Below are 12,236 nucleotides of genomic sequence, written 5' to 3'. Positions count from 1 at the left end.
CGCCCGGCGGTGCCGGAATACTGACGCTGCACTCCGGCCGACCGGGTGCCCTTCTTCAGGAACCCGGTGTCGTCGACGATCAGCACTCCGGCCGGGTCGCCGAGGTGCTCGACCACGTAGTCCCGCACATCGTCGCGGACCGCGTCGACGTCCCAGTCCGCCCACCGCAACAACCTTTGCATCCCGTCCGGCGACGCATCCCCGGCCTGCTCAGCCAAGGTCCAGCCGTTCTTACGACCCAGACCAGAGACCAGCCCACACAGGTACTGACGGACCCGCAGCCGCGGCTCCGACCGCCGAAACCTGGGCCCGATCCGGGCATGCAGCCGGTCCAACTCTCCATGCCAACGATCGACATCAACATCCGTCACAGTCGGACCAACGAACACGAGTCGAACTCGATTCGCCTACTGCCGTTGCAGTACTAGGACCCGCCGGCCAGCTGCGCGACGTCCACGCTGCGCGGCGTCGGAGGGCTTTCATCCGGCCTCGCCAGTCGCGTCATGGCACCCCGTCGCCGGTCACAGCCCAGCAGTCGAGTCCGCCGCTACCCGTCGGACACCACGGAAGCGGAATAGCAGGTCATCGCGCGGTGGAGCACCCGGTTGGGGCCTGGAAATCTTCCGGTTTTGCGCTCTTCATTCGTCGCAAGCCATGGACAAGCTTCGCTTGACACTACGAATCGACCCTGCTTATCGTGCTGTCGAATCGGTTCGCGAACAGGATTGCTCACCGATCAAGGTCCTGCTTCGCAGGCATGACGCCGGCGAATGAGTCCATGTCGGACATCTCCGCTTTGGCGGGCCCGGCGGATAGTGACGAGGGGTCCGGTGATCGGCGTATTCCCGTAGACGCGACACCGCGAAAACGCCGCCACCACACTTCCACGCACTCACGGGAGACGCTCATGACCGACCCGCAGGACCAAGGACGATCTATCCGCCGGCGTACCGTTCTCGGCGGGGGGCTCGCCGCTCTGGGGGCCGTGGCCCTGCCGGGCGGGATCGCGTCGGGCGCGCCCGGCGCGGCACCCGAAGTCGCGGCCGCGTGGGTGGACCCGCCCAATGGTTACCCGGAGTGGAACAACAACATCGGGATCTTCGAGGTCAACTCGGAGCCACCGCACTCGACCTCCATGCCGTACGCCGACCTCCAGCAGGCGCTGGACGCTGACCGCACCACGTCGCCGTACCGGCTCGACCTCACCGGGACGTGGCGGTTCAAGCACGTCGCCAAGCCAGCCGACCGTGACCTGAACTTCTACCGCACCGACGTCAACGACACCGCCTGGCAGACCATCCCGGTGCCCGCCAACTGGCAGCAGCACGGCTACGACTTCCCGATCTACACCAACTACACCTACCCCTGGTGGGGCGCCAACGGGCAGAACGAGAACGCCCAGCCGCCGTTCGCGCCGACGCGGTTCAATCCGGTCGGCCAGTACCGCCGGCAGTTCGACCTCCCGGCCGCCTGGCAGGGGCGGCGGGTCCACCTGCACTTCGAGGGCGTCAAGTCCGGGTTCTACCTGTGGGTCAACGGAACGAAGGTCGGGTACCGCGAGGGCTCGTATACGCCGGCCGAGTTCGACGTCACCGACTACGTCCGGGCCGGCTCCAACCTGGTCGCGGTCGAGGTCTACCGGTTCCCGGACGGGGACTGGATGGAGGACCAGGACATGATCCGGCTGTCCGGGATCTTCCGGCCGGTCTTCCTGTACTCGGCGCCCGCGGTGCACCTGCGCGACTTCACGCTCACCACCCCGTTGCGGAACAACTACACCAACGCCGACCTGGCGGTGAAGGTCGCGGTGCGCAACCGCGGCGCGCAGCAGTCGGGGACGTACTCGGTGGAGGTCCAGCTCTACGACGCCAACCGGCAGGCCGTCTGGCCATCGCCCCTGCGGGTACCGGTGAACGTGGGCGCGGTGCCGGTCGGGCAGGACGCGACGGCGCAGGGTTCCCAGGCCGTCCAGGGCCCGAAGCTCTGGTCGGCCGAGCACCCGAACCTCTACACCGCCGTGCTGCAACTGCGCGACCCGTCCGGCGCGGTCACCCAGACCGCGTCGGCACGGGTCGGCTTCCGCGAGTTCACGATCTCGGGCGGCCTGATGCGGATCAACGGTCAGCCCGTGTCGTTGCGCGGCACCAACCGGCACGAGACGAACCCCGACCGCGGGCAGGCGTTGACCCGCGAGGACATGGTCACCGACATCAAGCTGATGAAGCGGCTCAACATCAACGCCGTCCGGACCTCGCACTACCCCAACAACGCGGTGTGGTACGACCTCGCCGACGAGTACGGCCTCTACGTCATGGACGAGGCCAACCTGGAGACCCACGGCGTGTCGGGCAGCTACCCCGGCTCCAACTCGGCATGGACCGCGGCCGTCGTGGACCGGGCCGTCCAGATGGTGCACCGCGACAAGAACCACCCGTCGGTCGTCATCTGGTCGCTCGGCAACGAGGCGGGCGGCGGCAGCAACTTCGTGGCGATGCGCAACGCGATCCGCTCGGCCGACCCGACCCGGATCATCCAGTACGAGGGCGACAACCGGCGCGAGGTCAGCGACATCCGGTCCCGGATGTACGAGAGCCCGTCGACGGTCGAGAGCCGCGGCAGGGACACCTCCGACACCCGCCCGTACGTGATGATCGAGTACGCGCACTCGATGGGCAACTCCACCGGCAACTTCAAGGAGTACTGGGACATCGTCCGGCGCTATCCGGTCCTGCAAGGCGGGTACATCTGGGACTTCGTCGACCAGGGCCTGCGCCGGCCGATCCCGTCGGGCAGCAGCGGGACCTACCTCGCGTACGGCGGCGACTGGGGTGACAACCCCAACGACGGCAACTTCTGTGCCAACGGCATCGTCACCGCGGACCGGCGGCCGTCCGGCAAGGCGGCCGAGGTCAAGCGGATCTACCAGGCGATCAACGTCTCGGCGGGCGCGGACGTCACCAGCGGGGTCATCAAGATCACCAACGAGTACCTGTTCACCAACGTCAACGAGTTCACCGGCCGGTGGGCGCTGGTCGCCGACGGCACGGTCGTCCAAAGTGGAGCCCTCACCGCCGCGCAGCTCGACATCGCCCCGTTGACGAGCAAGACCGTGCAGCTGCCCGTGCAGCGGCCGACCGCCCCGGCGCCGGGGGAGGAGTACTTCCTCGAACTGTCGTTCACACTTACGACCACCACGGCCTGGGCCGACGCGGGGTACGAGGTGGCGCGGCAACAGCTCCCGGTGAACTTCTCCAGCCCGCCCCTCGTGCCGACGCCGATGGCGGACGTGCCGGCGTTGACGGTCACCGAGGCCAGTGACCGCGTCACCGTCGCGGGCACGGACTTCACCGTCGTCTTCGCCAAGGCGACCGGCACGATCAGCTCGTTCGACGCGATGGGCGTGCGGCTGGTCAACTCCGGCCCGGTGCCGAACTTCTGGCGCGCGCCCACCGACAACGACCGGGGCAACGGCCAGCCCAGCCGCAACGGCACCTGGCGGCGTGCCGGCCTGGACCGGAAAGTGACCGGGTTCTCCGTCAGCAAGCCGTCGGACCGCGCCGTCCGGATCGCGGTCACCGGCACCCTGCCGACCAGCACCACGTCGACGTACACCACGACGTACACGGTGTACGGCAACGGGGAGATCAAGGTGGACAACACCCTGCACCCCGGGGCGACCAGCCTGCCGTACATCCCAGAGGTGGGCACGATCCTGTTCCTGCCCGCGGACCTGGAGCAGGTGCGCTACTACGGCCGTGGGCCGGAGGAGAACCACTGGGACCGCAACAGCGGGTCCGACGTCGGTGTGTACTCCTCGACCGTCTCGGGGCAGTGGACCGGTTACATCCGGCCGCAGGAGAACGGCAACAAGACCGACGTGCGGTGGGTAGCGCTGGTCAACGGCAGCGGCCGTGGCCTGCTCGCGTTCGGCGAACCGCTGCTGGAGGTGAACGCGTCGCACTACACCCCGGAGGACCTGTCGACCGGTGCCCGGCACGACTACCAGTTGACGCGGCGGTCGGAGGTCGTGCTGCGGCTCAACCACCGCCAGATGGGTGTCGGCGGCAACGACAGCTGGGGCGCGCAGACTCTGGACCAGTACAAGCTGTTCGCCAACCGGGACTACTCCTACACCTACCGGCTGCGGCCCCTGCCGGATGTCGGCCAAGCCCTGGCGCTGTCCCGGCGACCGGTGGAGACGGCGGGCGGCGGCAGCGGTCCGCAGACCGGCGTGTACTACCGGCTGGTGGCCCAGCACAGCGGCAAGGCTGCGGACATCAACGGCGCGTCCACCGCGGCCGGCGCGCTGCTGATCCAGTGGTCGGTGTCCAGCGGGCTCAACCAGCAGTTCGACTTCGTCGACTCGGGTAGCGGTTACTACCGGATTCGGGCGCGGCACAGCGGCCTGGTGTTGCAGGTCGCGAGTTCGAGCACCAGCGCCGACATCAGCCAGCAACCCGATTCCAACGCCGCGAGCCAGCAGTGGCGCGTGGTGGACCAGGGCGGCGGCACGGTGAGCCTGGTCAACCGCCAGAGCGGCCTGGCGATGGACGTGTTCAACGCGTCGACCGCCGACGGCGCCCGCATCTCGCAGTGGACCCCGGGCGGCGGTGCCAACCAGCGCTTCACCCTCCAGCGCGTGTGAGCCGGTAGTCCGGGTGCGGACCAACCTGGCGCAGGTACCGAGGTACCTGCGCCAGGTCGGTCCCCGTTGACCCACCACCCTATTCCGAACAATCGCTCAACCCGCGTCGTCAGGTGAGGGTTTGAAGCCCTTGACGATCAGCCGCACATCCAGTGAGAGCCCCCGAACGATGCTCAAGCATCTCGGCCTTACCGCCGCCGACCTCACCGGCAGTAACCGGCCTGCCGTGCCGACTGTCGCCGAGTACCTTCCTGTTGTGGTCGCCGCGGCCTGACTCCGCCAGGGTCCGCCGTTCGACGGGCCCTGGCGCACAACAGAGAAGGTCAGCGCAGGGTGTCGATGTCGATGACGAACCGGTAGCGCACGTCCGAGGCGAGGACCCGCTCGTACGCGTCGTTGACGGCCTCGGCGCCGATGACTTCGACCTCGGGAGCGATGCCGCGCTCGGCGCAGAAGTCCAGCATCTCCTGCGTCTCGGCGATGCTGCCGATGCTGGAGCCGGCAAACGAGCGTCGATTGCCGAACAACGCGAACACCGGCACCGGCAGCGGCTCCGGCGGGGCGCCCACGCTGACAAGCGTGCCGTCCAGACGCAGCAGACCGAGGTAGCTGGCCATGTCGATGGGTGCGCTGACCGTGTTGATGATCAGGTCGAAGCTGTTCTTGAGCGCCTCGAACGTCGCCGGGTCCTTGGTGGCGTAGTAGTGCTCGGCGCCGAAGCGCAGGCCGTCGTCCTTCTTGCCCAGCGTCTGCGACAGCACGGTCACCTCAGCGCCCATCGCCGCGGCGATCTTGACAGCCATGTGGCCCAGACCACCGAGGCCCACCACGGCGACCTTCTTGCCGGGGCCAGCGTTCCAGTGCGCCAACGGAGAATAGGTGGTGATGCCCGCGCACAGCATCGGCGCGGCCGCCTCGTACGGGATGCTTTCCGGCACCCGCAGCACGAAGTCCTCGTCCACGACGACGTGGGTCGAGTACCCGCCCTGGGTCACGGTGCCGTCCCGGTCGACGCCCGCGTACGTCTGGGTGTTGCCCTTGAGGCAGTACTGCTCGTTTCCGGTGCGGCAGTTCTCGCACTCGCGACACGAGTTGACCATGCAGCCCACACCAGCGCGGTCGCCGACGGCGTGGCGGGTGACGTCGGCGCCGACCTCGGTGATCCGGCCGACGATTTCGTGGCCAACGGTGAGCGGGTAGGGAACGCTGCCCCAGTCGCCGCGCACGGTGTGGATGTCGGAGTGGCAGATGCCGGCGTAGCGGATTTCGATGAGAACATCGCGCGGGCCCAGGTCCCGCCGCTCGATAGTGGTACGCACGAGCGGTTCGGTGGCAGAAGGCGCGGCGATGGCGTTGACGGTGAAGATGATGTCCTCCGGTGACGTGATGCTGACCTACCTGCACCTCACCACAGGTGCGGCGGCGCTGCGAGTCTCTGCCAATGGGTGTACTGCCAGTACCCCTTACACAAGCGGGGGCGCTGCTCCAGCCGATCAGGCCGGCAAGGAAGGGTCCGGTACGGCCCTGGAGTTCAGGGCGCGCTGTGGTGCAGGACACCGTTACCTGCTGTTGCGGCGCCCGCCGCCGCCGTCTTTTCCGGGCGGGCCAGCACGAGCAGGCCGATCATCGAGAGCGCCGCGCCGGCGACCATGAGCAGTGCCATCGGCACAGCGGTGTGCTCGCCGCCGAGCCCGGCGATCGGGGCGATGATCCCGGCGGCGACCCACTGGACGAACCCGAGAATCGCCGAACCGGTCCCGGGATGCTCGGGCACCTCCGCAGAGGCGAGCGCGCCGCCGTTGGGGCCGATGAGGCCTTGGGCGCTCATCAGCACGAAGAAGCAGACCACCGCGAGCAGCATCGGTGTGCCGAGCCACAGCGCGCCGACGAGCATCGCCACACCCGCGGCGAGGGCCGCGGCCTGCCCGACGAGAATGACCTTGCGGGTGGCGACCCGCCCGGCCAGCCGTGCGGCGATCAGAGCCGCCACCGTCATGCCGCCGGCATTGACGGCGAAGTCGACCGAGTACGCGATGGGCGACATTCCATTCATCGACTGCAACACGAACGCGGAGGTGGCGACATACGCAAACAGCGCACCCATCGCTGAACCGCTGACCAGCAGGTACCCGACGTAACGGCGCTGAGCGAGGACCTGCCGCCCGGCAACGGCGAACGCCCGCAGGCCACCACCGTGGCGGCGATCGAACGGCAGCGACTCCGGCACGGCGAGCAGCACCGCCAGCGTCATCACCACACCCAGGGCCGCGACGACCCAGAACGACACCCGCCAGTGCGACATCTGCAGGATGACCGCGCCCAGCAGCGGACCGGCGATCGGGGCGACGCCGCCGACACCGGCGATCACGTTCAGCAGGCGAACCAGCCGCGCGCCGGCCGCCAGGTCGACGATCACCGCCCGGCCGATCACCATCGCCCAGCCGCCACTGAAGCCCTGCACCAGCCGGGCGACCATCATCACGCCGATGGACGGGGCGAGAGCACAGACGACCGAGGCAACGCTCATCATCACGATCGCGGCGATCAGCGGCCGGCGCCGGCCGCGCTGGTCGGAGACCGGCCCGCCGATCAACTGGCCCAACGCCATCCCGACGAAGAACGTGGTCAGGGTGAGCTGCACCTGCGTCGCGGACGCCGACAGGTCCCCGGCGACGCGGGGGAACGCTGGCACGTACATGTCGGTCGCCAGCGGGGCGATCGCGGTCAGGAGGATCACGGTCGCGACCAGGGCGGAGGTGATCCGGGCCTGACGGCGTACCGGGTCGGGAACGACACTGGCTTCGGTGGCGGACGTGAGCGGGGACGTCTCGTCCATCCGGGTGGTTGATACCGCGGTCATGCATCAAGCAGATCTCGCACGCCGCACCCGGAAAAGGCCCTGACGATGGGTGTACCAGCAGTACATCGCACCTCTCCGCGGCCCGTCGTATCGTCGAAGTCGTGGACAACCGAGTCGAAGCACGCGAGTTCCTCACCACCCGCCGCGCCAAGATCACCCCGGAGCAGGCCGGGATCCCGACCTCCGGGCAGCGACGGGTGCCAGGGCTACGGCGCAGTGAGGTTGCCGCGCTGGCCGGGATGAGCGTCGAGTACTACGCGAAACTCGAACGCGGTCAGCTGGCCGGTGTCTCCGCCAGCGTGCTGGACGCCATCGCCCGGGCACTGCAGCTCGACGACGCCGAACGGACCCACCTGCTCCGCCTCGCACAGGAGGCGAACGGCAGCAACGCGCTGCTGCGGCCGAGCCGCCGACCGAAGCAGTGGACCGCCCGGCCCAGCCTGCAATGGTCGCTCGACGCCATCACCACCCCGGCGATCCTGGTCAACAACCGGCAGGACCTGCTCGCCGCCAACCACCTCGGCCGAGCCATGTACAGCGACCTCTACATCGACCCGGCGAACGTGCCCAACTTCGGCCGGTTCACCTTCCTCGACAGCGCCGCCCGCCGCTTCTACCCCGACTGGAACCTTGCCGCCGACATGACCGTCGCGAACCTGCGCACCGCAGCCGGCAAGGACCCACACGACAAGGGCCTACACGACCTGGTCGGCGAGTTGTCCACCCGCAGCGACGACTTCCGCCGCCGCTGGGGCGCCCACAACGTGCGCACCCACGGCACCGGCACCAAGAAGTTCCACCACCACGTCGTCGGCGAGCTCACCCTGGCGTACGAGAGCATGGACCTGCGCGCCGAGCCGGACCTCACCCTGACCATCTACGCCGCCGAGCCGGCCTCACCGACCGCCCAGGCGCTGGCTCTTCTCGCCTCCTGGGCCGCCACCGCCGTCGACAGCGACGAGTCGGTGCATCCGCTGTAACGGCCATCACATCGCGGGTGACCTTCTGCGGGGCGTGTAGGCCTCGAGGTCGACATCGCCTTCGGCTGTCGCGGTGACCCTGTAGTCGACGGGTTACCAGGCGCGGAGCGGCCATTGCTGGACGCGCTTGTGGTCACTTGCGGTGGTGCCGTGGTCCGGCATCGAAGCTGTCGTGCTGCGGACGCAACATGCCGGCCGACCACAGTCCCGGACGTCGGCCTGCAGCGACGGCCGGGTCCGCCGCCGCTGCCAGGCGCAAGGGCGCATGCTGCCCTCAGGCCGCGCCGCGAAGAAGCCGCGAAGACGGACGGGCGATCAGTTCCAGGGGTCGGCGTTCGGATTCTCGCCGAGCAGCCGCGCACTCTCCAGGCACAGGTCTTCGCCGAACAGTTGGTTGCCGTGGGAGTCGGTGCCCCACGCGTCGTCGGCGCAGGCAGCGATGGCCCGCCATGTATAGCCTTCAGCCCGCCATTGCCTCACTTGGCGCGTGTCGTGCGAGCAGTGTCTGCGCCTGTTCGAAGGTGGTCTCTTCGATGATCGGTGGGTGGGTGGTCCCTTTGGAGATGACCCACTTGTCCCGCGGGTTCCAGCGCATGACACCGGTGTGACCGAGCGCGACGTCGTCGACGTCGAGAAGGACCTCGTCGGGCGTTGCTTGTTCTGGGACTTGGCCGCCCACTTCGTTGCGTTCTTTGACGCGAAGTCGTCCAGGACCTGGCGGTCAGTCGCGGTCCAGGTGGGAAGCTGCGCTATCCACTCTTCTGCCTGCTCGGCGCTGTGGCCGCTGCCGATCAGCCATGGGCAGGCTGTCCTTGTCCTGCCGGCGGCAGGACTGCCGTGCGTGCCTTGACAGGAAGGCGGAGCAGCAGGACAGTCGACATATTCATAGACGTTTAACTATCTTCGGCGAGGTGTGCCATGCGGAAGTCGCTGACTGCTGTGGCCGCCATCGCTGTTGCCATGGTCGCGATGACGGCCGCGATCTCACACGCCAGTGCGGCGAACGCGGCGGCCGGGTGTCGGGTGAACTACGTCGTCACCAGCCAGTGGACCGGTGGCTTCCACGCTGACATCGCGGTCACCAACTTGGGTGACCTGGTCAACGGGTGGACGCTGCGGTTCGCGTTCCCTGCAGTCGACCAGCGGCTCACGCAAACCTGGAGCGCCACCTGGGCCCAGGCGGGCCAGCAGGTCAGCGCGACCAATCTGGGCTGGAACGCGACCCTGGGCACCGATGGCTCCGCGAACATCGGTTTCGTTGGCGCCTGGTCGGGCAGCAACCCCATACCGGCGTCGTTCACGCTCAACGGCGTCACGTGCACCGGCGGCGTCCTGCCCAGCGTGACGCCGACCCGGACGACCACACCGCCGGTCGCTGACTACCCGGCGATCGTCACCTGGCTCAGCCCGACCGCCGGCGCGGTGTACACCACGCCGGGAACCGTCCTGCTGGCGGCGACCGCGACCGTGGGAGGCGGACACGGCATCACCTCGGTGTCGTTCCAGGTGGACGGCGTCACGGCGGCCCGGGGGGTGAGGACGACCGGTGACCGGTACGAGGCGCTGTGGACACCACCCATCGGGGAGCCCGGCACCAGCACCACCTTCGTGCTGTACGTCTCGGCCGGCACCGACCAGTCGCTGTCTGGCGCTGCGCCGCCGTTGCTGGTCACGGTGGTGACGCCGGCGTCCACCGGCACCAACCACCCGCCGGCGGTGGCGTTGAGCACCCCCGGCGGGCAGACCTACTTCCTCGAGCCGACGACCGTCACGCTGGTCGCCGACGTCGCCGACACCGATCCCGGGGACCTCGTCAGCCGGGTGGAGCTTTACCTCGGCGCAACCCGGCTGGCCGTGACGCCGACCAACAGCGGACAGCGCTACCAGTTCCAGACGGCCCTGTCGGCCGGCACGTCGTCCACCTTCACCGTGCGGGTCCACGATTCCCACGGCGGCCTCGGCATCTCGAACCCGCTGACCTTCACCATCCGTTAACGCCTCGGCCCTCCGTCAAGGGCTGACCAAGGTCCTTCCACTAGCCGTCGATACGTTTGCGAATCGGCACGGCGCTCTGGGTCAATTCGGCCAGGCCATCGGGGTTGGCGGTGACCGTCGTGGTGGGTGAACCTGCGGCGGTCGCCTCAAAAAGCTTGCGTGACCGCTCCAACGAGCTGCGGCGGACGCACAAGCGACTGCGGGGGTACACCGCCGCCGGCACCTGGTCGATGTCGGTCGAGGCCGCCCGCCGACGCTCCCGTGCCGCCGTCGACATGCTGTCGGCCGCAGCATTCCTCGCTCCCCAGGACATATCCCTCGACCTACTGTCCCTCGCCGCGAGCCGCCGTCTGACCCTCTCGTCGCGCGGCGGATCGGCGTCCGACAAAGCAGACGACGCTGTTACGACGTTGCGGGCGTACTCGCTGGTGAACCGCTCCGACAGCAGCGTCTCCGTGCATCGGCTTGTGCAGGCGATGACCCGATCCGAGATGTCGCCGAGGACTTACCGCAAAGTTGCTGGGCGCGTCGCGAGTTCGCTCGCCCAGGTGTTCCCGAATAACGTGGAGTCCGACGCGTGCTGGGCGGAGTGCGAGCGGTATCTGCCACACGTCCTCGCGCTCGTCGAGCACTCCGACGACCGCTCGACCTCCGACGCGTTGCTTGAGGTCATGAACCGGGCGGGACACTTCCTGGCAGCGCGTCGAAGGTTCCGGGCTGTCGAGCAGCTGATGACCATGGCGATGGAACGGGCGTCGAGCCGAACACGGTGGCGGCGTCGACTCGCGGACGCGATGGACCTCCGCGGGCACGCCCTGGCTGCGAGGACCTGAAGGTTTCCCACGCGTACGACGGCATCGGCCATGCGCTGCGCGGGCTCGGCCACTTCGACGAAGCACTGAAGGCGTACACCGAGGCAAAGAGGATCCGCACCCTTGTCCTCGGTACGTCCAGCCCACCGGTGGCGGCGACCCGGAACGCCGAGGGTCACGCGCTAAGCGGCCTCGGTCGGTATGCCGACGCGGAGGCAGCTCATCGCGAGGTGCTTGACATCCACAACCTCTACGCCGACCCGCATGACCCCCGCGTCGCTTAGGCGTACGACGGACTGGGCGAGGCGCTCCAGGGACAGGGCCGACATGAGGAAGCGCTCGCCTGCCACCGTCGCGCGTTGGAAACCTACGAGGTCCTGTACGGGGAGCACCATCCCCGCTACGCGTACAGCATGTCCTGGATCGGCATTGCGCTCGCCCAAACCGCCGACGCCGTGGAGGCAATGCAGGCCTGCCGCAAAGCGCTCGATGTGTACGTGGCGTCGGTCGGACCGAGTCACCTGTGGGCCGCCACCTGCCACGAAGGGCTGGCCCTGTCGTACGCTCGGCAGGGTGACACCAGGCGCGTCGAGCAGCACCAGGCCGAAGCAGCCGTGATCCTGCAGGGGGTGCAGGGCGTCCGTGCGACGGGCCAGATCGAGCGACTGTCCCAGGCACTGGCACGAGTTCGTTCGGACCCCAGCGGGCACTGACCGCTGGGCACGCTGTCCGGCGGCGCTAGTACTCCAGCCGTACTTGCCTGATCTAGAGGTGAGCCCCGGCAGGCCGCGCTCTCGCCGGCCCGACGAGCAGCTCGCCGAGGCTCTCGTACTCACCCCACGGCCGGTCGCGTCGCCGGAGCCGGCACCGCTGCCGACATTGTCCGCGCCCTCCGCCCGCACGAGTGATGGCGTGCTGTTCGACGTGGGCCGACCCGACGCCGC

The 12,236-nt window shown here is 68.6% G+C and carries 11 protein-coding genes; 6 read left to right on the top strand and 5 right to left on the bottom strand.

Annotation, left to right across the window (positions count from 1 at the left end; translation table 11 throughout):
- The coding region (locus MILUP08_RS23525) for a transposase (RefSeq protein ID WP_144057192.1) at positions 1-371 on the bottom strand (371 nt) is incomplete at its 3' end.
- Positions 372-907: 536 nt separating this feature from the next.
- Here MILUP08_RS23525 and lacZ point away from each other — a divergent pair.
- Positions 908-4,645, top strand: coding sequence for a beta-galactosidase, LacZ type (lacZ, locus tag MILUP08_RS23515; protein WP_007462396.1), 3,738 nt, complete (start codon positions 908-910; stop codon positions 4,643-4,645).
- A 323-nt stretch (positions 4,646-4,968) separates the two neighbouring features.
- Here lacZ and MILUP08_RS23510 read toward each other — a convergent pair whose 3' ends face one another.
- Both MILUP08_RS23510 and MILUP08_RS23505 read right to left on the bottom strand, forming a co-directional pair.
- The gene (locus tag MILUP08_RS23510; RefSeq protein WP_039906518.1) at positions 4,969-6,012 is read right to left on the bottom strand and encodes an NAD(P)-dependent alcohol dehydrogenase; all 1,044 of its coding nucleotides are present in this window, start codon (positions 6,010-6,012) and stop codon (positions 4,969-4,971) included.
- A gap of 164 nt (positions 6,013-6,176) precedes the next feature.
- On the bottom strand, positions 6,177-7,505 hold the full coding sequence (locus tag MILUP08_RS23505; RefSeq protein ID WP_007462393.1) for a multidrug effflux MFS transporter: 1,329 nt from the start codon (positions 7,503-7,505) through the stop codon (positions 6,177-6,179).
- Positions 7,506-7,606: 101 nt separating this feature from the next.
- Between MILUP08_RS23505 and MILUP08_RS23500 the strand changes: the two genes are divergently transcribed.
- Positions 7,607-8,485, top strand: coding sequence for a helix-turn-helix transcriptional regulator (locus MILUP08_RS23500; RefSeq protein ID WP_007462390.1), 879 nt, complete (start codon positions 7,607-7,609; stop codon positions 8,483-8,485).
- A gap of 315 nt (positions 8,486-8,800) precedes the next feature.
- On the opposite strand, the gene MILUP08_RS36890 is transcribed toward MILUP08_RS23500, so the two are convergent.
- On the bottom strand, positions 8,801-8,965 hold the full coding sequence (locus MILUP08_RS36890; protein ID WP_007462388.1) for a hypothetical protein: 165 nt from the start codon (positions 8,963-8,965) through the stop codon (positions 8,801-8,803).
- Positions 8,946-9,164, bottom strand: coding sequence for a recombinase family protein (locus MILUP08_RS35505; protein WP_007462386.1), 219 nt, complete (start codon positions 9,162-9,164; stop codon positions 8,946-8,948). The genes MILUP08_RS36890 and MILUP08_RS35505 overlap by 20 nt, the downstream gene beginning before the upstream one ends.
- Before the next feature lie 239 nt (positions 9,165-9,403).
- Here MILUP08_RS35505 and MILUP08_RS33995 point away from each other — a divergent pair, with 239 nt between their 5' ends.
- From MILUP08_RS33995 to MILUP08_RS23475, 4 genes are all read left to right on the top strand, one after another.
- Entirely contained in the window at positions 9,404-10,480 is a 1,077-nt protein-coding gene (locus MILUP08_RS33995) for a cellulose-binding domain-containing protein (protein ID WP_007462382.1), read from the top strand.
- Between the two features lie 110 nt (positions 10,481-10,590).
- Positions 10,591-11,313, top strand: a complete 723-nt coding sequence (locus MILUP08_RS23480; protein WP_144057003.1) for a DUF7779 domain-containing protein — start codon at positions 10,591-10,593, stop codon at positions 11,311-11,313.
- Positions 11,250-11,576: a tetratricopeptide repeat protein gene (locus tag MILUP08_RS37460; RefSeq protein ID WP_007462379.1), complete on the top strand. Its 327-nt coding sequence runs from the start codon at positions 11,250-11,252 to the stop codon at positions 11,574-11,576. The genes MILUP08_RS23480 and MILUP08_RS37460 overlap by 64 nt, the downstream gene beginning before the upstream one ends.
- Before the next feature lie 12 nt (positions 11,577-11,588).
- Positions 11,589-12,005, top strand: coding sequence for a tetratricopeptide repeat protein (locus MILUP08_RS23475; protein WP_083915911.1), 417 nt, complete (start codon positions 11,589-11,591; stop codon positions 12,003-12,005).
- Positions 12,006-12,236: the final 231 nt, after the last annotated feature.

Origin of the sequence: Micromonospora lupini str. Lupac 08 (genome assembly GCF_000297395.2) — a bacterium.
Classification (GTDB): Bacteria; Actinomycetota; Actinomycetes; order Mycobacteriales; family Micromonosporaceae; genus Micromonospora; species Micromonospora lupini.
The sequence above is the reverse complement of the archived record's forward strand: the minus strand, read 5'-3'. Positions and strand labels throughout refer to the sequence as shown.

What these genes read in the sequence shown, in the direction of transcription:
- lacZ (WP_007462396.1), top strand. Translation starts at nt 908, where the DNA reads ATGACCGACCCGCAGGACCAAGGACGATCTATCCGCCGGCGTACCGTT.
- MILUP08_RS23505 (WP_007462393.1), bottom strand. Translation starts at nt 7,505, where the DNA reads ATGACCGCGGTATCAACCACCCGGATGGACGAGACGTCCCCGCTCACG.
- MILUP08_RS33995 (WP_007462382.1), top strand. Translation starts at nt 9,404, where the DNA reads ATGCGGAAGTCGCTGACTGCTGTGGCCGCCATCGCTGTTGCCATGGTC.